Annotated in this window: 18 protein-coding genes and 1 pseudogene; 10 read left to right on the forward strand and 9 right to left on the reverse strand. The window is 47.1% G+C overall.

Annotation, left to right across the window (positions count from 1 at the left end; all coding sequences use genetic code 11):
* Positions 1–5: 5 nt before the first annotated feature.
* From D328_RS0114810 to D328_RS0114830, 5 genes are all read left to right on the forward strand, one after another.
* On the forward strand, positions 6–860 hold the full coding sequence (locus tag D328_RS0114810) for an SDR family oxidoreductase (RefSeq protein WP_018885802.1): 855 nt from the start codon (positions 6–8) through the stop codon (positions 858–860).
* 105 nt (positions 861–965) lie between these two features.
* Positions 966–1700, forward strand: a complete 735-nt coding sequence (locus D328_RS0114815) for a response regulator transcription factor (RefSeq protein ID WP_018885803.1) — start codon at positions 966–968, stop codon at positions 1698–1700.
* Positions 1697–2629 carry a sensor histidine kinase gene (locus D328_RS0114820; RefSeq protein WP_018885804.1) on the forward strand — a complete coding sequence of 311 codons (933 nt, stop codon included), beginning with the start codon at positions 1697–1699 and terminating at the stop codon, positions 2627–2629. Before D328_RS0114815 ends, D328_RS0114820 begins: the two co-directional genes overlap by 4 nt.
* Positions 2630–2749: 120 nt before the next feature.
* Positions 2750–3673, forward strand: coding sequence for an ABC transporter ATP-binding protein (locus D328_RS0114825; protein WP_018885805.1), 924 nt, complete (start codon positions 2750–2752; stop codon positions 3671–3673).
* Positions 3663–4364 carry an ABC transporter permease gene (locus D328_RS0114830; RefSeq protein WP_018885806.1) on the forward strand — a complete coding sequence of 234 codons (702 nt, stop codon included), beginning with the start codon at positions 3663–3665 and terminating at the stop codon, positions 4362–4364. The genes D328_RS0114825 and D328_RS0114830 overlap by 11 nt, the downstream gene beginning before the upstream one ends.
* Here the strand turns inward: D328_RS0114830 and D328_RS0114835 are convergent.
* The gene (locus tag D328_RS0114835) at positions 4348–4929 is read right to left on the reverse strand and encodes a sugar O-acetyltransferase (protein WP_018885807.1); all 582 of its coding nucleotides are present in this window, start codon (positions 4927–4929) and stop codon (positions 4348–4350) included. The genes D328_RS0114830 and D328_RS0114835 overlap by 17 nt on opposite strands.
* A 319-nt stretch (positions 4930–5248) precedes the next feature.
* Entirely contained in the window at positions 5249–8638 is a 3390-nt protein-coding gene (locus D328_RS0114840; RefSeq protein WP_018885808.1) for a tetratricopeptide repeat protein, read from the reverse strand.
* A gap of 173 nt (positions 8639–8811) precedes the next feature.
* Between D328_RS0114840 and D328_RS0114845 the strand changes: the two genes are divergently transcribed.
* Entirely contained in the window at positions 8812–9705 is an 894-nt protein-coding gene (locus tag D328_RS0114845) for an AraC family transcriptional regulator (protein WP_018885809.1), read from the forward strand.
* A 51-nt stretch (positions 9706–9756) separates the two neighbouring features.
* Here D328_RS0114845 and D328_RS30055 read toward each other — a convergent pair.
* The 4 genes and pseudogenes from D328_RS30055 to D328_RS30060 form a co-directional block, all read right to left on the reverse strand.
* Positions 9757–10642: pseudogene (locus tag D328_RS30055) on the reverse strand (isocitrate/isopropylmalate dehydrogenase family protein).
* Between the two features lie 120 nt (positions 10643–10762).
* Positions 10763–11536 carry an SDR family NAD(P)-dependent oxidoreductase gene (locus D328_RS0114855; protein ID WP_018885811.1) on the reverse strand — a complete coding sequence of 258 codons (774 nt, stop codon included), beginning with the start codon at positions 11534–11536 and terminating at the stop codon, positions 10763–10765.
* Positions 11537–11711: 175 nt separating this feature from the next.
* The gene (locus D328_RS0114860; protein WP_026281199.1) at positions 11712–12044 is read right to left on the reverse strand and encodes a branched-chain amino acid transporter permease; all 333 of its coding nucleotides are present in this window, start codon (positions 12042–12044) and stop codon (positions 11712–11714) included.
* Positions 11938–12657, reverse strand: a complete 720-nt coding sequence (locus D328_RS30060) for an AzlC family ABC transporter permease (protein ID WP_233426205.1) — start codon at positions 12655–12657, stop codon at positions 11938–11940. Before D328_RS30060 ends, D328_RS0114860 begins: the two co-directional genes overlap by 107 nt.
* A gap of 30 nt (positions 12658–12687) precedes the next feature.
* On the opposite strand from D328_RS30060, the gene D328_RS31035 reads away from it, so the two are divergent.
* From D328_RS31035 to D328_RS0114875, 3 genes are all read left to right on the forward strand, one after another.
* Positions 12688–13164, forward strand: a complete 477-nt coding sequence (locus tag D328_RS31035; protein WP_267879791.1) for an aminotransferase class I/II-fold pyridoxal phosphate-dependent enzyme — start codon at positions 12688–12690, stop codon at positions 13162–13164.
* A gap of 80 nt (positions 13165–13244) precedes the next feature.
* The gene (locus tag D328_RS0114870) at positions 13245–13625 is read left to right on the forward strand and encodes a MerR family transcriptional regulator (protein ID WP_018885813.1); all 381 of its coding nucleotides are present in this window, start codon (positions 13245–13247) and stop codon (positions 13623–13625) included.
* 70 nt (positions 13626–13695) lie between these two features.
* Positions 13696–14541, forward strand: a complete 846-nt coding sequence (locus tag D328_RS0114875; protein ID WP_018885814.1) for an oxidoreductase — start codon at positions 13696–13698, stop codon at positions 14539–14541.
* Positions 14542–14740: 199 nt separating this feature from the next.
* On the opposite strand, the gene D328_RS0114880 is transcribed toward D328_RS0114875, so the two are convergent.
* From D328_RS0114880 to D328_RS0114890, 3 genes are read right to left on the reverse strand one after another with little or no spacing between them, the layout of a single operon-like run.
* On the reverse strand, positions 14741–15622 hold the full coding sequence (locus tag D328_RS0114880) for a carbohydrate ABC transporter permease (RefSeq protein ID WP_018885815.1): 882 nt from the start codon (positions 15620–15622) through the stop codon (positions 14741–14743).
* Positions 15623–15650: 28 nt separating this feature from the next.
* The gene (locus D328_RS0114885) at positions 15651–16604 is read right to left on the reverse strand and encodes an ABC transporter permease (protein WP_018885816.1); all 954 of its coding nucleotides are present in this window, start codon (positions 16602–16604) and stop codon (positions 15651–15653) included.
* 21 nt (positions 16605–16625) lie between these two features.
* Positions 16626–18116 (reverse strand): extracellular solute-binding protein, encoded by a 1491-nt coding sequence (locus tag D328_RS0114890; RefSeq protein WP_018885817.1) that lies wholly within the window; start codon positions 18114–18116, stop codon positions 16626–16628.
* Positions 18117–18495: 379 nt separating this feature from the next.
* On the opposite strand from D328_RS0114890, the gene D328_RS0114895 reads away from it, so the two are divergent.
* A complete protein-coding gene (locus tag D328_RS0114895) occupies positions 18496–20802 on the forward strand; it encodes a helix-turn-helix domain-containing protein (protein WP_018885818.1) in 2307 nt (768 codons plus the stop codon).
* The last annotated feature ends 151 nt before the right edge of the window (positions 20803–20953 follow it).

Genomic DNA, 20953 nt, shown 5'->3' on the forward strand with positions numbered 1-20953 from the left:
ATACCATGACTAATCTCCCAATACATTCAGCTCTATCTGGCAAGGTAGCTGTCGTCACAGGCGGCTCCGGTGTGCTGTGCAGTGCCATGGCTAGCGAGCTTGCAAGGCAAGGTGTCAAGATAGCCATCCTCAATCGCACGGCCGACAAAGGAGAAGTCACCGCCAGGGAAATCCGTGGGAACGGTGGTGAGGCTATTGCAGTAGCCTGCGATGTGACGGATCCCGAGAGTATGAAGGAAGCAGAAGAGTCTGTTCGTCGCTTGCTCGGTCCCTGCGATATTCTGATCAACGGAGCTGGAGGCAATCATCCAAGCGCCAATACGAGCAAGGAGACCTTTCAGCTTGAAGATCTCGACCAGACAGACCTGACGACCTTCTTCGATCTCAGTGTACCAGGCTTCCGCCAGGTATTTGATTTGAATTTCATCGGGACCTTGATTCCGACTCAGATCTTTGCCAAAGGGATGATCGGCCGTTCTGGCGCCGTAGTCCTCAATATTTCCTCCATGAGTGCACCGAGCCCGATGACCAAGGTGCCCGCCTACAGTGCTGCCAAGGCAGCCATTAACAACTTTACCCAATGGCTCGCTGTCCATCTGGCCGAATCCGGCATACGAGTGAACGCCATTGCACCGGGCTTCTTCCTGACGGAGCAGAATCGCCAGTTGCTGACCAACGAGGACGGCTCGCTTACCGAGCGCTCAGCCAAGATTATTGCCCATACCCCGATGCGCCGCTTCGGCGTGCCTGAGGATCTGCTTGGCACCCTTCTCTGGCTGGTGGATGAGACGGCGTCCGGCTTCGTGACTGGCACCGTCATTCCGGTAGATGGTGGCTTCATGGCTTATTCCGGCGTATAAATTATTATGTCCTTAAATGTTCACTTTTTCTTGACACATTATCCTGTTGTCAACCATGACAATCTGTGAGGTAATAGATACAAATAGTTTTAATGGAGGGATTTTGTGTCAGGAAATCGTGTGCTGTTAGTTGAAGATGATCGCTCAATCAGTGAAATGGTGGGACCCTATCTTGAGAAAGAAGGATACCAAATCTCATATGCCTACGATGGTGTAGAAGCAGTGCAAATGTTCTCCGAAGAACCTCCTGGATTCGATCTGGTTATCCTCGACCTTATGCTCCCGCGCAAGAGCGGTATGGAGGTATTACAAATAATCCGAGGGAGCAGTCTGGTACCTGTTCTAATCCTGTCTGCCAAGGACGGTGAAGTAGACAAAGCGCTTGGCCTCGGATTAGGTGCAGATGATTATGTAAGCAAGCCCTTCTCGCTAATTGAGCTGACAGCACGCGTGAAGGCCGCCATTCGCCGCTCCAATTATGCGATACCTACAGAACAAGCTCCACTAGTTACAGACTCGGCAGAGCAGGACAACATCATTCGTGTCGGTGAGATCATCATGAACCTTGAGACATATGATGTGGAGCGAGATGGACAGCCTGTTAAGCTCACCTCCAAGGAATTCGGCATTCTACGGCTCCTAGCCGCGCATCCAGGCCGAGTGTATACGAAGAACCAAATCTATTCATCCGTCTGGAATGACGCTTATTATGGTGATGACAACATCATAAATGTACATATGCGTCGCTTGCGTGAGAAACTTGAAGTAGATCCCTCCAACCCTAAATACATAAAAACTTTATGGGGCATTGGTTACAAGCTCGAAGCTGGTCAAGCATGATGTGGTTCTTTATCTCTTCTACAGTAGTGCTGTTCATTATCGTAATTGTCATGGTATTTCGCCAGCATGCACGGAACCGTCAATTAGCGTATATTCATGAGAAGTTGAACTCGATAATGGATAAGGACACTTACGAGCGCTTGCTTGTGTTCAACAGCGATGCACAGATCGGACAGCTCTTGATCGATATGAACCGACTTCTTGACCATGCACACCGTGCCGGAGCACGCTTCGCTAATCAGGAGATCGAGATTCGTCGCATGCTATCCAACATTTCGCATGATCTGAAGACTCCGTTAACGGTGGTACTTGGCTATAGCGAGACGCTTCTTCATAGTCGTCGACTTGAAATGAAGGAGCGCGAGGAAATGACGGCTAAAATCCACGACAAGGCACAAGAGGTGCTTCGTCTTGTTCATTCCTTCTTCGATCTAACAAAGCTGGAGGCAGGCGATGCCGAGATGGTACTATCTCGCGTAAACGCCAGTGAGCTATGCCGCCTGAAGCTGTTGTCTTTTTATGACATGCTTGCAAGCCTGGGTATGGATCTCGAGCTGTCCATGCCTGACGAAGACCTGTACGTGAGAGGAAATGCAGAGGCACTTGAGCGCGTGCTGGATAACCTGATTACGAATGCAATGAAATACGGAATGGATGGCAGAATGCTGGGGTTAACTCTAGAGCCAGCGGATGACAGGAAAGTAATGATCCATGTCTGGGACAAAGGTAAAGGTATTCCTGAAAAGGAACACCATCGCGTCTTTGAGCGAATGTATACGCTGGAGGATTCACGCAATCGTCTCTATCAGGGGAGTGGACTCGGGTTAACGATCACCAAGCGGCTTGTGGAGCATATGGGAGGGCACATCGATCTACGTAGTGTGCCTTACGAGAGAACGGTGTTCACAATCTCCCTAACCTCCGCTTAACGGAGGCCAACTTTCTCTGCTTAAGTAATTTGTAATAACGTGGTAAGAGAAATGAAGATTTCTCCTAGTATAATGCAGATATGTCCTCGTCAGGGACTGTAAGAAAGGAGAAAATGAACCATGACATATATTGCACGCACTTTTGAGCTAACGAAGGCATACGAGGGCGTTGAGGTGGTCTCCAATGTTAGCATGAGCATCAGACAAGGTGAAATCTATGGGTTCCTGGGGCCTAATGGAGCTGGAAAAACAACGATTATGCGAATGCTCACGAATCTGGTAAAGCCAACTACAGGTGAAGTCGAGCTTTTTGGTGAGAAGCTTACTCCTCGTTCGTATGAGGTGCTTAAACGCATGAGCAGCATTATCGAGTATCCATTCTTCTACAATCATTTGTCAGCTAGTGAAAATCTCGAGTTGCACTGCGAATATATGGGGTTCACGAACAAAAAAGTAATTGGTTCCATGATGGAGCAAGTGGGACTCAAAGATACAGGATGGAAGCCTGTACGGGAATTTTCACTAGGCATGAAGCAGCGGCTAGGGATCGCGCGTGCGCTGATTACGACCCCCGAGCTACTTATTCTGGATGAACCTATCAATGGTCTGGATCCTGTTGCTATAAAAGAGATGCGTGACTTGTTTAAACGTCTGAGCACCGAATACCGGATCACAATTCTCATCTCCAGCCATATCCTGGGTGAGATTGAACAGATTGCCGATACTGTTGGCGTCATCCGTGAAGGTCGGCTGATTGAGGAAGTCTCCATGGAGCGTATTCGGAGACAACACTACGAATTCATTGAGCTACAGCCAACCGACGTACGTAAGGCTGCTTATATTATGGAGCATCATCTTGGGCTACGTAATTACAAGCTGATCGACGAGTGTACAATGCGGGTCTATGATCCAGGAATGAGTCCATCAGAGCTGACTGTAGGGCTCGTTCGCAATGGCGTATCCGTAGAGTCAATCTTCAAGCGAGCGCACTCCTTGGAGGAACACTTTATGAACTTAATGAAAGGGGATGGCGATGTTGCTTAAGCTGATCTCCCTTGAATTACGGAAATACCAGTTCGCGCGTTACTTCAGCTATGCTGTAATTGCTAACATAGCTATCTTTTTTATACTAGTAATGATTGGATTCATTGACTATGGGGCAAAAGACTATGCTTACGCTACCTACGCGCAATCCATAATATTGATCGATTCCTGTGTTCGTGCAACCTTTATTGTTTTTGCAGGTGTTCTGCTCTCCAAGATGATTATCAGTGAATACAAGAACCAAACGATGAACGTACTATTCACATATCCAATACCACGACATAAGCTAATCGCCGCAAAATTAATCATTATTTTCTTCTTTACATGTAGTATGATTCTGCTCTCTGACGTGATCCTTGCTATCCTGCTAGTCATCGCCGCCTACTTCTATCCCTTCATTTCCGATACACTGACCATGGAACAGGTTCCGGGGTTGCTACTAAAGTACACCATCAGCGCACTGTCAGCTGCATCAATGGCTCTGATTCCTTTGTTCTTCGGTATGCGAAAGTACTCAGTTACAACTACTATAATATCTTCGGTCCTGCTAATGTTGATCGTATGCTCGGGCTTCAACGGTCCGGCTGTGTCCATTAATTCCATTATCGTAATCCCATTAGTGTTGGGAATGGTTGGACTATGGATTGCCTGGATGTCTTTACGTCGTCTTGAGACTAGTGATGTGAGTTAAGTTCGTCGACTTCAATCTCCTTAATCACCTTCGCCGGATTGCCGCCGACAATGACGTTATCTGGCACATCCTTGGTGACTACAGCTCCTGATGCGATTACGACGTTATTGCCAATAGTCACACCAGGATTGATAACAGCACGTCCGCCTACCCATACATGATTACCAATCGTGACGGGTTTGCCGTACTCTGGCCCCTTGATTCGTTCATAAGGGTCCACCGGGTGGGTCGCGGTGTACACATGAACACCAGGGCCAAATAGACAGTGATTGCCAATGCGTACCTCGCACACATCCAGGATGGTGCAATCAAAATTGGCATAGAAATGGTCTCCAACATGAATATTGTAGCCATAGTCAAATCGAATATTGGGCTCCATGGACAGGTGTTCCCCTGTTGAGCCCAGTATTTGCTTCAACATCTCCACGCGCAGCTCCTCGTCTTCCTCGGTGGTCTGGTTATACATACGCGTCAGCTTCCTGACATGGGCCCGATCCCTTGTCAGCTCAGTATCCCATGCTTCATACAGCTCGCCTGCTAGCATTTTTTGTTTCTCCGTCTTCATCTTGATTCTTGCTCCTCTCCTACAAATGAAACTCACGACAGCTAATTTGATTACAGTTATACAACTACAACTCACCAATTTATATCTTTTTAATTATGACTCTTTTAATAAGTACTATATTTAATAACGTTTGTCTACTCCTTTAATGTTCTTTACCTACTTATTGGACTCCGAGCTTGCTTGATTTATCAATGATTTTTCTTCATAAAAGTCAGCTAAACCACGATACAATATAAGGCATAGGATCCTAATAATAGAATAGGAGTCCCTGCCTTATATTTTTCTACTGTTCTATTCCGTTGTTCTATGAAGTGTCTAGTCAATCATTCGAATTCACTGATATAATCGGTCGCTCTGTACAGAAGGCCTGATGAATCCGGGCGCCCTGGTGATTAGGGTTCAGCTGTAAGGCTTCTGCAAAGCGCTCCTTCGCCTCATTTGTTCTACCCAGCCCCAACAATCCCAAGCCGAGCATGAATAGGCAGTGAATCCGATTGCGCAGGTTCAGATCATCCTCGAATACAAGGAAATCAGGAAGCGATACGGCGAAGTAATCGAGCTTCACATCGTCAAAAAGATGTCTCTCTGCAAAGTCTATTAGCTTGTTAAACCGGCGCTTGGCTTCCTTGACATTGTCCAATTGCAGCCAGGCCAGGCCCTGGTAGAAGATCATCTCTGGCGGCTGGTCATTATAGTACATGGCGCTAGCTGGCTCCTCCAGTCCTTGGGAGGCAATCGTCCAGTGGGAGGCCGCCTCATCGGCTCGGCCTAAGCCCTTCCATGCCATACCCAGCTCGTAATACACATTATTCTCCTGCGCCCCATCCAGCTTGCCCTCGCCCAAATTCTCAGGATAATGGAGGGCACGCTGTAAGAGCGAAATGGCTTCCTGATGCGCGCCCTGCTGGTTGGCTTGCTTGCCTAGCTCCACCAGTGCCAGTACATACTGCCCCGTAGCTTTACCCTCTCCGCCTTCCCATGGATGGAACTGCCGCTTCAGCAGGGCAGACAATGCCTCCTCATGCTGGTCCAGAGTATTGAGCAAGGTCACATATTCCAGATAGAGATCATCCCGCTGCTCGACGAGCGGCATATACTGAGCTAGATTCGTAATGCGCTCCTGAGCGGGCATGCCCAACTTCTTATGCAGCTGATCCAGCTCATACAGGACACGGGCATCCATCTTATTGCATTCAAAGGCCTGTTCGAGTGAACGCTGCGCTTCGGCTGCATCGTGCTTTTTGTTATAATACGCCAAGGCGAGATTACGGTGGGCTGTCGGGAAGCGATCATCCAGCGCAACCGATTGCTCCCAGTGATGGATCGCATTCTCCGCTCTTTTTTTGTCATAATAGAGGTTACCGAGATAATAATGCGCTTTGCTGTCTGCTGGATTTACTGTAATGATGTACTCCAGTAACCGCATCTCAAACAGGCTGTTTGGGAAGCAATAATCAGCAGGTGCCTGCTGTCCCAGCTGAAGCTGCGCTGCTGCTTCCTCCCTCCGTCCCAGCTTCTCATAGGCATAAGCCAATGCATAATGCACGATAGGATATACTTGCCCCTCGTGTGTTGCCCGAATCTGCTCCAACAGATCTATAGCTTCGCCAAGCATACCGCTGTCCATATAGTCTGAGGCCAGATTGAGATAGTTGTGTACATCATTACGCATGAATTGCCCAAGTCGCGCACGAGCCTCGTCTGCCTCCTCCTGTCTTCCCAGTGCTGCTAGAGCCATAGCTTGCTCATGGGCTGATCCGAAATCCGCAACATCCAGCTGCAGCGTCTCTTCCGCCCACGCAATAGCTTCCGCGTAGCGTCCAAGCTTGCGCAGCAATGCCGTCTTTACCAGTCGTGACTTATAGTTCCTCGTGTTGCGTACCAGTGCCCGTTCCACAAGCTCTAACGCTTCCGAATAGGCTCCGCGCTTGCACGCTATCTGACTTAACGCATAATAGCCACTGTCCTGACATGCGGCAGACCAGACCGCCTTGTACAACGCAGCATAGGCTTCCTCATCCCGATCCTGCATACGTAGCGCCACCCCAAGCTGGTAGTAGGCTTCGCTATCATATGGATTCGGATTCCTCCACGTCAGGGAGCTGATTGCTGTGCGGAAATGCTTCTCCGCCAGCTTGAACAAGCCACGACGGAGCAATAAGGTCCCGTAAGCTACATTGAGACGGATGTCTGAGGCATCTCTTCGTAAGCCCTCTTCATAATAGTGCTCAGGCTCGAATGTGGCATGTCGATACTGCTCAAGATGTAATCCTGCCAGATATAGCTGCTCCGTACTTGTTAATTCCTCTGGTAAAGGAAGCGGCTGGGCCGCATCTGGAACCTGTTCAATGTCGGGCTGCGCTGGACGATAAGAGATGAGTACGTTCCCTTGTGTATCATACACCGTGATGAGCAAGTGATGAGCTTGGTCCTCTGGCTCCAGGTTAGCTGTGACCTTATAGGTTAATTCAGGAGATATCGTTACGGTATCTTGGACATACGTTCTTTGCTGACCTTTGAGTACAACGACAGCATCCTCGAATACTGAAGTGGCATAAGCCATGACGGTCGCTGTGCGAACTGTCTCGTCAACCTCCAGATTCACGGCGGCATCAATGGATGCATTTTTCACGACCCCGATATTCTTGTAAGGCATGAAGTATTGTGTGAACGTCTTCTCCTCATAAGGCTGTAGCCAAGTGAAATCCGGCTGGTTGTCCGTAAACACGCCTGTCATGAGCTCAATATAAGGTCCATCCTCATCCGTCAGATTGCGATCCCACGCTTGGCCAAATTCGCCGTGCCCCCACGTCCACTGCTTCTTTCCTGGAGCTATATGATGATTGGCTACATGCAGCAGACCTGCCTGAACGCCGTGATCGTAACCACCTACGAAATTATAATCCGATTTGTACGCCATATAGGACGTTGGCACAGGTATATTTTTATAACGGGAAATATCCACACCCTCGGAATAATCCATTTTGTAATAAGTTCCTGTAGCGATGGGGAAGCGGGATACATCTCGCTTGCCATGATCGAACACCGCAGTGACATCAGGCGGAAATACGGACTGAGTATGGTCATTGACGGCAACCGCCGGGTTGGCCCACCAGAGGAAAGTCTGCGGCTCTTCAGTTCGGTTGTACAGCTGTGCCTTGATTTCGAGATAAGCCTTCCCCGGGTACAATGTGAAGCCTGTGGTGACCTTGGTTCCATACATCCGGTCTATTTCGCTGACCCACACGGTAGCACTGCCGTCTTCATTCTGAGTGATAGCGTGCTCCACGGGGCCGAAGGTGTTCGGACGATGATGCTGAGGCCAATTGAATTCAATGCCCCCAGATATCCAGGGTCCTGCAAGCCCTACCAGTGCTGGCTTGATGACACGATTATAATAGACAAAATCATAGTTATTCGTCTTATCCAATGCACGGTAGACCCGTCCACCGATTTCGGGCATGATCTCGATTCGAACATATTCATTCTCAAGCATGACCATGTGATAGGACTTGAGTTCCTTCTCATCCATAATTTTATCTATGACAGGGAGAGGATACACGCGCCCTGAGCTCCCCTGATACACTCTCTTTTCCAAAAACATAGGATTCTTGTCTGGTATGCCAACTCCATACGTCGGAATCTCGACCTGCTCTGCCCATACGCGTACAGTGCCAGACCCATTCTCCGAAGATTCTCTCATACTCATGCTAACCTCTCCCCTTCCTGATCTTATCTCTACGATATCTCTGTAAGCGCTATAATACAATTGACGAAACTCGGCTGTTCATGGATTATATTCTTAGATTGCTTATGAAATATTCGCATGAAGTGGATCATTATATGCTATAAATAAATTATATTCTCAAAAAGGAGACCATCATGCCAGAGCAGACATTAAAGCCAGATGGGTTCAATGCGCAAAAGCTGTTCGTACAGCCAGAGTTCATCATGAGTGAACTACATGGGAATCCATTAACGAATACCTTCTACGTCAGTGACATTGGATATTTTCCGCAGGCGCAGTTCCATTACCGTGAACGTCCCTCGGGCTGTGACGCCCATATTCTCATGTATTGTGTAGAGGGCAAGGGCTGGGTAGAGAGTAATCAAGGCAAGATGGTGAACATTAAGCCAAGACAGCTAGTCGTTATTCCTGCTGGAACTCCACATCGCTATGGAGCCTCCCATGAAGAGCCCTGGACGATCTACTGGATGCACCTGAAGGGATCAAATGTAGCAGAGCTTCTCCACATCTATAATTTGGACTCGGAGCCGCTCAGCTTCTCCATGAATCTGCACACCCAATGGATCAATGATTGTGAGCAATGCTATGCACTCTTAAATGACAGACCCTATGCCATGACCAATCAGATCCATGTATCCCAATGCATTCGCCATCTGATTAGCCATGTCGGCCTAAGCATCATGAACTCGCTTCAGGATCGCAAGAGCGAACGTTATCTGGACCAGGCCATCCGCTATATGACAGATCGAGTCCATGCCTCGCTCACCCTGCCTGAGCTATCCAGGCATATGGGGTTATCGAAGCAGCACCTCATTTATTTATTCAACAAAGAGACCGGCGTCCCGCCCATTGAGTTCTACTTGCGACTCAAGATGCAACGGGCCAGTCAACTGCTGGCTTTGAGCGATTGGAATGTAAAAGAAGTAGCAGGCTCCGTAGGAATCAAGGACCCTTACTACTTCTCCAGGCTGTTCAAAAAAATAATGGGATGCTCTCCGACAGAATATCGGAACATCCCTAAAGGTTAATGGCTTTCAAGTCTATGACTCTTCTATATAGGAAATCATGGCTGCAGCAAATTACGTTGTAGAGGCTGTTCCTTGCAGATCACGAGTCATGATCCCTTTCTTCATTGTCTCAAGCAAAGCCTCCTCCATTCGCTCGCTGACATGTTTCAGTTGCTCGTCGCTATGGCGTGCACTCAGCCATTCCATGAGCATGACGGTAGAGAGAATGATTCCTACGGGATTGGCTATGTTCTGACCTGCAATATCCGGTGCAGAGCCATGGGCTGCCTGCGCCATTGCCATCTTGTCATTCGTATTAATGGACGGAGCAAGGCCCAGACTGCCCACCAGCTCACCTGTCAGATCCGATAAAATATCACCGAACATATTCTCGGTTACAATGACGTCAAAATCCTTTGCTCTGCGTACCAGATGGGCAGTCATTGCATCAATGTGATAATCATCCACCTGTACCTCTGGATACTGGCTGGCTATTTCCAAGACATTCTTGAAGAGCCCAGTCCCCAGCTTAATCACATTGGCTTTGTGAACGATTGTTACCTTCTTGCGCCGCTGCATCGCCATTCTAAAAGCCTCATGGGCAATTCGCTCAGTCGCTGTACGGGTAAATACACCTGTCGACACCACAATATCTTCTGTAATCTGCCATTCGCCAGTTCCACTGTACATATTGCGGTCGCAGTAAAATCCTTCTGTATTTTCACGAAAAATAACCAGATCCGTATCCTCTACGACACCCTTGATGCCGACCCTGTTTTTTGCGGGACGAACATTGGAATACAGATCGAAATAGTGTCGAAGCTCACCACTCGGATTGCGCCTGTTTCTATACTGTTCTGGATAAGCAGCCGAATCATGAGGACCCATGATTGGCTGCCTTCGTAATCTCCGGTCCAATGCCATCGCCTTGCAGGACGCCTAGATTATATTGGCTCATGATGCATTCTTCCTTTCCCTAAAATGAAGATTATTTACACCAAACTCTATCCGTGTGTACCCCACATTCCCAAGCAAGCATATTCCCTAATTCATGTGAGCATATCCCTGTCGAATATAATTAAAAACCATAGATGCTGAAACCACCGTCCACCAACAGAGTCTGTCCCGTCATATAGCTTGATGCATCCGAGGAGAGGAAGACTACAGGCCCCACTACTTCTTGTAACTGCCCAATTCTCCCCAGCGGTGTACGGCCTTCAATTTCCTCTAAATAGTCCTTGTCACTGAGCAATTTCTCGGTCAAAGGTGTACGAATATACCATGGTCCAACGGAGTTAACCTGAATTCCGTATTTCCCCCACTCCAATGCCAGCACCTTGGTCATATGGATCATGGCTGCCTTGGTGGCGCCATACACCACCCCAGTTCTCAGCGCAGTATGTCCACCCACGGAGGATATATTGATGATTCTTCCTCCACCTTGCGTCTTCATGACTTTACCCACGATTTGCGAGGTCAAGAAAGCCGACTTGAGATTGGTCTGGACAATCGTGTCCCATTCCTCATCAGTTACATCAAGAGCCGGAGTCCTGATGTTCATCCCAGCATTATTCACCAAAATGTCCAGGGTGCCTGCCTTGGCAATGACTTCTTCTATAGCCCCTTCGACACTCGCACGCTCCGTAACATCTGCTGGTATGACGTAGGCTTCTGCAACCGTGTGTTCCCGTATCAACGACGCAGTCTCCTCAAGACCTGATTGGGTCCGTGATACAAGTGCCACATTCGCACCTGCCTCAGCTAATCCAATAGCGATAGCTTGTCCTATGCCTCTTCCAGCCCCGGTCACCAAAGCCGTTTTCCCCTGTAAGTTAAACGAAGGCAGATACATGATCGCTTCCTCCCTTTCTTCACGCTACACATTCCTGATTAGTTGTGCATATATATTCAGTCTTCCTTACAGTATAAAAACTCGGCAGGCATAAATAAAATTAAAATGAAGATAAATATTATCGTATTTTTCGATAGTATGCCTTGTGAATTAACAGGGTAGCATGTGCTATCTATTAAGATCCAAATATGAACTGAACCAAGAACATGTACAGCAAGGTTCCTCCAGCAATGGAGATCAACATATTTCCCCTCCACTTATGCAGCAAAACAATAGCTGCAATGGCGATGAGTTCAGGCAGACCATGGCTGCCAGTAAGGAATGAGATGTCCTTAATACTGTAGACTACGAGCAGGCCCAAGGCCGCTGCGGGAAGCATGGCACCTAGATATTGGACATATCTAGGTGTAGGTCGTCCTGATGGAAACAGGATGAACGGGATAAAGCGGGTTAACATGGTCCCTAATACAACCATGCCGATCGTAATGATTTGTTCTGACAGCGTCATGAGTGAGCTCCTTCTTCTTTGTTGAAGTCCAATTGGCTACGAAGGACGGACAGAACCAGAAGCAATCCCAGCATGGATGGAATGATAAAGCTATCGCGACCAAAACCTCCATGTTCATTTGCACCAGAGAGCCAAATATTCCCCCAATGGCTGCTCCTATGACCCAGTAGGCATGATTCAGACGTGTTACGAAGAACATGTACCATCCTTTGTCTACCTCTTTGGAAATGTCAGCCGTGTAATTAATTGAGAAGGATTCGTCACAGAGACCAAAGATCAAATAGAACTTTTTGATCCCTGTTCCTTTATATTTCTCAAGCATGGATATGCCATAGAACAAATGGCGGGCATTGACCATTAACGTCATGAATAGGGCACCTAGCGGATGGAATGGGCCCAACAATAGATGAACCGCCACAAATTCCATGGAGCCGGCAAATACAAGTAACGCCATAAGAACGGCATAAATGGCATTGAAGCCAGAAATATTCATTAATATCCCATACGCAATCCCCAGAAATAAAAAACCAGCCATGATCGGAATCGTGGGCGGGAAGGTAGCCTTTAATGCCCTCGGTAGTGTAAATCTTTGTAGTGTGATTCTTCTAGTCACGGCTCATACCTTCCTGAACACACCATTTATATATACAGCACTGCCAAATCCATCTGCACAGGGCTTCGGGTCGCCTATGTCGTCTTCCATGAAAGATTCAAAGACAGGCTGACCAGAGCAATCTATAACGTCAATGTCAAAACCTCCTCCTTGGATGTAGAAATTATCACCCAATTGATACTGTCAGGGGACGCCCATACCATCGTTGCCCGTAAACAAGAATTGGCTCACACTGCCAATACTATCCTTAACGACGTATTCCCAGACGCTCCCCGGGCTGGACACCCTTCGAGTTTTTTCAGATGGTTACCACTTCTCAAAGAACAGGTTCACACTTATTCTGAAGAATACTTCAGGTCCAAAGGCGTGCAGGTGTACCACTCGAATCGATTTCTAAGTGGTGCCCAGACAGGAGAAAGCTTCTTAAGAGTTGCTCTTTCCTCTACCAGCACCTTGGAAGAGCTACGAGCTGCCTTAAGTCTGTTAAAGAGGATACTTGATGAATAAGCCCTACAGTTATGACAATATAGGATAGCTTGATGTAGAATTACTTAAAGTACACTTTAAGAAAGAAAGGGGCATTTACCATGTATAGTATCGGCGAGATCGAAAAGATCACCGGCATCCGCGCTTCCACTCTTCGTTATTATGAGCAAGAGGGGATATTGCCTGATATCCCACGCAATGCAATTGGAAGAAGAGAGTATACGGACGAAGTGTTGGAATGGCTTGAACTGGTCATTGCTCTAAAGGACACCGGAATGTCCATTGAAGATATCAAAGCTTATACAGAGCTGATTCGGCAAGGAGATGAGTCGCTGCTCGCACGAAAGGCTTTTCTGTTGGAGCATAAGGTTAAAGTGGAGAAATCCGTAGCACAGACGCAATTTCACTTGGAAAAGATCATTCGCAAGATTGCCATTTACGAGGTTCTCATGCATAAGAAGACACAATCACATCATCTATGAAAGCTAGTGTTGACATCAAGTTCACTTTAAGATTTAGAGTGTAGTTATCAACTTGAAGGAGTGATAACTGATGTCTCAACAAGTAAAAGTCTGGTTCATAACAGGATGCTCAACAGGATTTGGCCGTTACATCGCGAAGCAAGCCATTGCTTCTGGATATAAAGTAGTGGTAACCGCTCGGAATGTCGAGCAGATTAAGGATATTACCGCAGGGAATGAAGACAGCACACTCGCTCTGCCTTTGGATGTCACGCGCCAGGATCAGATCGAAAGTGCAGTAGCTGCAACGATGGAGAAATTCGGTCGCATTGATGTCCTTGTTAATAATGCAGGGATTGGATACTTCAGCTCTGTAGAGGAAAGCGTAGAAGAAGAGACTCGCAAAATGTTCGAGATTAACTTCTGGGGGCTCATGCATGTGACGAATGCTGTGCTGCCTTATATGCGAGCGCAAAAAAGCGGGCACATCATCAACTTTTCCTCTATTGGCGGCCTGACCTCATTCCCGACGCTCGGTTATTATCACGCTACCAAATATGCTGTTGAGGGCATCTCTGAGTCCCTCTCTCAAGAGCTCGCCCCTTTCAATATCCATGTCACGCTAATTGAACCGAGCAGCTTCCGTACCGATTGGGGCGGTCGTTCCTCCGTCAAGACGGATACAACTATCCCGGAATTGAAAGAATCCATTGTTGGACAAATGCTACAGAGCATTGATCAAATGGCAGGGCAGGAAGCTGGTGATCCTGCCAAGGCAGCAGAAGCGGTGATCCAAGTCGTAGAGACACCTACTCCCCCACTTCGTCTGCTACTCGGACAAATGGCTTATCAGGCGGCTACACATAAGTTTACGAATCTGCTTGCTAGCATTGAGGAATGGAAAGAGACGACGATTAACGCTGATTTCAAAGAATAAGTGTAAGATTACCTCCATAAATATAGAATCGACAACAAAGGTGGACGCCCCTATGGCATCCACCTTTGTTAATTTACATATAACCGTAGTCACTTACATGAATAGATAGCATTAACCCTCCATGTGCTCCATCTGAAGTGAAGCAAGTAGTAGCGGGGCAACACCACCAGCTCTCCTTCATCAGAGTACCTCCACTTCATTATCCTTTAATGCTCCCCAGCAAAGCGCCTTTCGCGAAATGCTTCTGAAGAAATGGATACACGATCAGAATTGGCACGGTTGCGACTACAATGACAGCCATTTTGACCGTCTGTGCCGGAGGAATGACATCCTCTGCTCCCCAACCGGAAGTATCTGAGGTTAATGCACCAGCAAGAATAACGATCTGGCGCAGTATCACCTGAATAGGCCATTTGTCTGCATCGTTGATATACATGACCGCCTGAAAGTAAGTGTTCCAGTAGTTAACGGCATAGAATAAGGAAATCGTTGCAATAGCGGGCATGGACAAGGGAATCACGATACGAAACAGAATATTCCAGCTCCCTGCACCATCAATTTTGGCTGATTCCTCCAGACCCTCCGGCAAATTCTGAAAGAAGTTACGCATGATGATCAGGTTAAATGCACTCATCGCCGATGGAATAATCAAGGCACCATAGCTATCAATTAACCCCAGACTCTTCACCACCAGGAACGATGGAATCATGCCACCACTGAACAGCATTGTGAACACAACCATGAACATAATTAAGCCACGTCCACGTAGATCTTTTTTGGACAATCCATAGGCCATCGGGATATTCAGAGACATGCTGAAGATGGTTCCGATCAAGGTCACCCCAATCGATACACCCATCGCGCGAATGACCGTATCCGTCGAGAACACATATCTATACGCATCCAGTGTGAATTCCGTAGGAATAATGACGAATTGCTTTTGTGAGAGCTCTCCGACCGTAGCGAAGGAGCCTGCCAACACATGTACAAACGGAAGCACCGTAATGATACCGATTAGGGCAAGCAGGAATACATTGATCCCATCAAACAACCGACTGCCCCATGATTTATCTTGAGTCATGACCTTCGTCCGCCTCTCCTTGCGTGCATTAATAGATTCCTTCTTCGCCGAATTTTTTTGAGAGCCAATTGGCTGTCACCACAAGAGCCAGCCCCACAAACGATTTAAAGAAACCAACCGCTGCGCTATAGCTGAATTGCCCCTGCTGCAAGCCGGCCAGGTATACATAAGTATCAAATACTTCACCGACCTCACGGTTCATGGCGTTCAGCAGCAGGAAGATATGCTCGAAGCCGACCTCTAGCACATCCCCAATCTTGAGCAGGAGCAGAATGACAATGACGCTTCGTATGGAAGGAAGGGTGATATGCCATATTTGCCGAAAGCGCCCCGCTCCATCCATGCGGGAGGCTTCATAAAGCTGTGGATCAATGGAGGCCATCGCCGCCAGATAAATAATGGTTCCCCACCCTGCCTCACGCCATATAATTTGTAAAATATACGTGGGACGGAACCAATCGGGGTTCAACAGAAAGTTCACTTTCTCAAATCCACCGGCAACCAGCAGCTCGTTAACTAATCCGCGATCCATAGAGAGCATGACAAAGGAAATGGATACGATAATGACCCAGGACATAAAATGGGGAATATAGACCATCGTCTGGATGACACGCTTGAACGCCTGCTGCCGCACTTCATTTAGCATCAGAGCCAATAGAATCGGTACCGGGAAAAAGAAAATCAGATTCATGAAAAATAACACAAGGGTATTAACTAAAATATTCAAAAACATCGGTTCAGCAAATAATCGCTCAAAATGGGCGAGTCCAACCCACCTGCTGCCTAATATTCCTTGATAGGGCTTGTAGTCCTGGAAAGCGATGACTAACCCGAACATAGGAAGATACTTGAAGATGACAAAATAGAGGAATCCAGGCAGGATCATAAAATATAGTGCGCCATTTTTCAGAATACTTTTGGACAGACTCTCTTTTTGCGACAAAGGCTTCAGTCTTTTCGTGGGTACACTAACCTGATTCATAATCGCCCTCTCTCCTTCATGCTATTTCGAGGCATTGTAGTCAGCAGTGTATTCATCAATAATTCGCTGTCCTCCGTCGTCCAGCCATTTGTCCACAACCTTCTGGAATCCCGCTTCATCAATTTCGCCAAGAATAAATTTGAAGGTCGCATCGTTAATCAACTGCTGTAAGCGCGCACCCATTTCGGTAAAGGTTTTGGATTCGAGGGCAGAGGCCGGATTTTCAATCAGAAATTCATTGTTATCCAGCACCAGGTCCTCTGCTTTTTGCTTAACCGGGTCCTCCCATTTGGCTCTAAGACGATCTGGAATCGTCATCTCGCCACCGACGGCAATGGACACATACGGCTTCACTTCGCGATTCAGCTTTTTGGTATCCTCAATGGGCTTGGCTAGGCCGTCTACGACGGTATAATGCTCACCTTCTACTCCCCATAGCGCCAAATTGGCCACCTCCGGCGACATCAGCTGGTCGAAGAAAGACAGGACCTCCTTCAGCTGATCCTCGGATTGTATGGCGGATTTCGGGAATAGCTGTACTTCTCCTCCGCCTTGTGTGGCCATCCAGATCCCCAGCCCATGCGGTCCTTCTATACGGTTCTGTACATCCAGTACACCATTCGGATTAACCTCAGCCATATCGGTCTGCAGCCCCCAAGCGTCCGGCATGGAGCCGATGTAGGCTCCGGCCTTGCCGCTGACCATCAGAGCCCGCTGATCCTCCTTGCTCGTCACGGGGAAGTCTTGATTAATCAAACCTTCGGCGTGCAGTTTCTTGAAGAATCTCATCGTCTCCATGTATTCAGGGAACATGAATTCAGGAAGGAGCTGCCCATCCTTTTCTCCCCAGTAATTAGGCGTACCATGCCAGGAGGCAACCGTCTTAAAAGCCCCAAATACCATGTCGCTGCGATCCGTTAGCCCGATCGTATCGTCTTTGCCATTTTGATCAGGATCGTTATTTTTGAATTGCCTAAGCAGCTCATATAGCTCATCCAGATTCGTGGGTGCGGATAGACCCAGATTGTCTGCCCAATCCTTGCGGAAGATGAGACCCTGACGAGACAATGGGCGCTCAGCATAAAGGGAATACAATTTATCCTCTACTTCCATGTTCTTAAGCACACCTGGGTCCAAATTCTTGAGGTTGTCGAACTCTTGCAAATAAGGACCTATCTCCCAAAATTGTCCGTCCAGAATGGCTTCCCGGAACTTATTGATATCACCGGAAAAGGCCATGGGAAGTGCCCCGGTAGCAAAGGCCGCATTGATCTTATCCTCGTAGATTGTATTCGGCACCCACTGAATATCCAGCTCTGTGTTGGTTTTTTCTTCGAGTAGCTTCTCGAGTCTGTCTGATGGTGCTTCCGCGACGTGAAGCTTCGCTATCATCGAGATTCTCGTCGCCCCATCGGATGAGGATGAATTTTGTGAGTCACCTCCAGAGCAACCAGTAACCAGAGCAACAGCTACCCCGAGCGACAATAGAGATTTCAACTTCCAAAGTTTCATTGTATGACCTCCATTATGGTTGGAAATATGTGACCTCACAATCAGCTATCTGCAATACAGTTGCCACCTTCACAACAGACCCTATATCCTCTACCTCCCCCTGCATGTAGTTATCCAAGCTGATGTAAGCGGCATCAACTCATAGGATAGACACTTCTCTAATTACATTTCGAGTGTAAGCTGTAGCATCGCCCTACGCCTATAATCAGGATATTTGGTCGGAGCACAATGAACTGCGAGCCTTTATGGAATACGGGCTGGCGAATGATCATCTAATCAATTGATTACTCCCACAAAATTGATTATTGTCTCAACAAGCATCCAAAAGCTAAAATAAATATAAAATGTAAGCACTTTCAAAAAAGGGAAGGCGGATCGGATGAACAGACACAGCATTTATACCAAGATCGTTGTATTCGGTTGTGTGGCTAGCATTATCCCTTTAATATTCCTGGGGTACTTCTCATATCAGAAGTCCTCTGCCTCTATCCAGAACCATGTCAACGAAAGCAGGATGGATACATTAACACAGCTGAATTCCAGCTTAGAGCAGCTATTGCGCACGCTCGACTACACAATGAGCTACCTCGTGAACACAACTGTAGTTCAAGAATCCATTTATCAAGAGCTGAACTACAAAGAGTTCATTCGATTCAACACGTTGAGCAGGGAGCTGTCATTGCTTAAATCTCCAGTTACCAAGGTGGACGATGTCATTCTGGCCAGCCACATGTCTAATTGGCTTATTAACAATCAGGGTCTCTCCACATTCGAATCATTTAAAAATAAAGATTTATTAACGAAGTTAATGGATAAAAAAGAAGTGACTTCATGGGTGTTTGTGGAAACGAACCAAATCAGTTCTACATATAATTCCAGCTATAATTGTAAATATTCCATCATGCTTGCCAAGAAAATACCTTACATATCGGCTGAGAAGCGAGGAATTGCTGCCGTAACCCTCCCCATCTGCAGTATGGCTGATATCATTAATGAGCCTTCAGCGAGTGATATTATGGTGCTTGATGAGGCCCATCGCGTCATCATTCATCCAGAGCAAGACAAAATCGGTGCTCGAGTGGATGAGCTGGGATATTTGGCTGCTTCGGAGCTTCCTCTGCTTGTAGGGGAAGCTGGACAGTTCTTATCACAGGATTCCAATCTTTCAATCACCTACGTCAAGTCTTCCTTCAATCAATGGACCTATATTTCCTTTACCAAGCTGTCGGAGGTCTCTAAGGAAGCGCGCGCCATCGGCTGGTTTACCTTTTATGTATGTCTTTTCATCGTCGCCTGCTCTATTTTTTTCGTGTGGTTGGGTAGCCGCAAGGTCTATTCACCCATTCGTCATTTGCTGCAGGATATCGTAAAGCGAGTGCCTGAAGGTAAGAAATCAAAGACTAACGAAATCCAGCTAATCAGTGATCATATCATGGAGATGTTTACTTCTATCACCGCGTTAACCACCGAATTAAGTCGACATCGCGAACAGACCATGAGTCTTTTTTTATACAAGCTGTATCTGGGAACCCATAGCACTACCGAGATCAAGGACCACTTCGAACGCTTTATTCCTGATGACCGACTAGCTGACTGCCATCATTTCGTTGTGCTCACTCTGCAGATTGATTTATTAGAGGATACACGCTATGAGCAGACAGATCAGGATCTACTGCTGTTCGCCATTCATAACATCATTGAAGAAATGGTCTCGCAGGATGTACGATTGCCCACGATCATTATCGATCAGACGCATGTACTATTACTGGGGAGCGAGGAAGCACAGCTGGATGCCTTTAACGACTACATCTACAGATTGACAGAGCAGATGCAGCGGAATATGCGAAGCTATCTGGACCTGGACGTTAGCATTGGCATCAGCCTGCCTTTCCACAATGTGCTCCATGCCCCCCGAGCATATCGGGAAGGCATCGAGGCATTAAAGCATAGAATGAAGCTGGGCAAGGGGGTCATCATTCCTTATCACAGCATTAACTCGGGACATCACAGCAATGTCTACTTCTACCCCAAACAGATTGAGAATGAGCTGATTGATGCCATACGACTTGCAGACGAGCATAGGGCACATGAAGTGTTAGATCAATGGTTGACTGAAGTGTTCAACAAAGAAAGGGAGCCCCATGAATATCAAATTTCACTCATCTGCTTGTTAAATGAGCTCATGATTCTCATGCAGGAAGCGGGAATACCACACAAGCAACAAGCAGATGGTGAGCCTTCACTCTATGAGCAGTTGTTGCAGCTGTACATTAGTTCCGAGATTCAAAGCTGGTTCCGGAAAAAGATAATTTCTCCGATTATAGATGTATTTCGTGACCGCCAGAAGTCACAATACTCTAATCTAAGCGAGCAAATCATCCATATTATTCAGAATGAATATGACAAGGATATATCACTGGATGAATGCGCATCCCGGCTACACTATAACTTATTTTACTTAAGCAGCATCTTCAAAAAGGAGACCGGTCTGTCCTTCAGCGAGTACTTAGCGATGTTTCGACTGAATAAGGCAAAAAAGCTGTTAGTTGAAACGGATCTACCGATAAAAGACATTGCCGAGCAGCTTACCTATAACAATCCACAAAATTTCATTCGCTATTTCCGTAAATGGGAAGGCATTACTCCAGGTCAGTATCGCAAAAATCATCGCAATAGACAGGAGTAGCCCAATAATCGACATGCTGGAGCTTATGTGAGGCTGGTTTGGATCTGAGCTGGTTTGGATCTGAGCTGATTTGGATCTGAGCTGATTTGGATCTGAGCTGATCTGGAGCCTATTTGACCGAGTCAATGCCTTAACAATACCAAGGCAGGAA

The organism is Paenibacillus massiliensis 2301065 = DSM 16942 (genome assembly GCF_000377505.1).
Taxonomy (GTDB): Bacteria; Bacillota; Bacilli; order Paenibacillales; family Paenibacillaceae; genus Paenibacillus; species Paenibacillus massiliensis.

What these genes read in the sequence shown, in the direction of transcription:
- D328_RS0114810 (WP_018885802.1), top strand. Translation starts at nt 6, where the DNA reads ATGACTAATCTCCCAATACATTCAGCTCTATCTGGCAAGGTAGCTGTC.
- D328_RS0114820 (WP_018885804.1), top strand. Translation starts at nt 1,697, where the DNA reads ATGATGTGGTTCTTTATCTCTTCTACAGTAGTGCTGTTCATTATCGTA.
- D328_RS0114825 (WP_018885805.1), top strand. Translation starts at nt 2,750, where the DNA reads ATGACATATATTGCACGCACTTTTGAGCTAACGAAGGCATACGAGGGC.
- D328_RS0114830 (WP_018885806.1), top strand. Translation starts at nt 3,663, where the DNA reads ATGTTGCTTAAGCTGATCTCCCTTGAATTACGGAAATACCAGTTCGCG.
- D328_RS0114835 (WP_018885807.1), bottom strand. Translation starts at nt 4,929, where the DNA reads ATGAAGACGGAGAAACAAAAAATGCTAGCAGGCGAGCTGTATGAAGCA.
- D328_RS0114840 (WP_018885808.1), bottom strand. Translation starts at nt 8,638, where the DNA reads ATGAGTATGAGAGAATCTTCGGAGAATGGGTCTGGCACTGTACGCGTA.
- D328_RS0114845 (WP_018885809.1), top strand. Translation starts at nt 8,812, where the DNA reads ATGCCAGAGCAGACATTAAAGCCAGATGGGTTCAATGCGCAAAAGCTG.
- D328_RS0114855 (WP_018885811.1), bottom strand. Translation starts at nt 11,536, where the DNA reads ATGTATCTGCCTTCGTTTAACTTACAGGGGAAAACGGCTTTGGTGACC.
- D328_RS0114860 (WP_026281199.1), bottom strand. Translation starts at nt 12,044, where the DNA reads ATGACGCTGTCAGAACAAATCATTACGATCGGCATGGTTGTATTAGGG.
- D328_RS0114870 (WP_018885813.1), top strand. Translation starts at nt 13,245, where the DNA reads ATGTATAGTATCGGCGAGATCGAAAAGATCACCGGCATCCGCGCTTCC.
- D328_RS0114875 (WP_018885814.1), top strand. Translation starts at nt 13,696, where the DNA reads ATGTCTCAACAAGTAAAAGTCTGGTTCATAACAGGATGCTCAACAGGA.
- D328_RS0114880 (WP_018885815.1), bottom strand. Translation starts at nt 15,622, where the DNA reads ATGACTCAAGATAAATCATGGGGCAGTCGGTTGTTTGATGGGATCAAT.
- D328_RS0114885 (WP_018885816.1), bottom strand. Translation starts at nt 16,604, where the DNA reads ATGAATCAGGTTAGTGTACCCACGAAAAGACTGAAGCCTTTGTCGCAA.
- D328_RS0114890 (WP_018885817.1), bottom strand. Translation starts at nt 18,116, where the DNA reads ATGAAACTTTGGAAGTTGAAATCTCTATTGTCGCTCGGGGTAGCTGTT.
- D328_RS0114895 (WP_018885818.1), top strand. Translation starts at nt 18,496, where the DNA reads ATGAACAGACACAGCATTTATACCAAGATCGTTGTATTCGGTTGTGTG.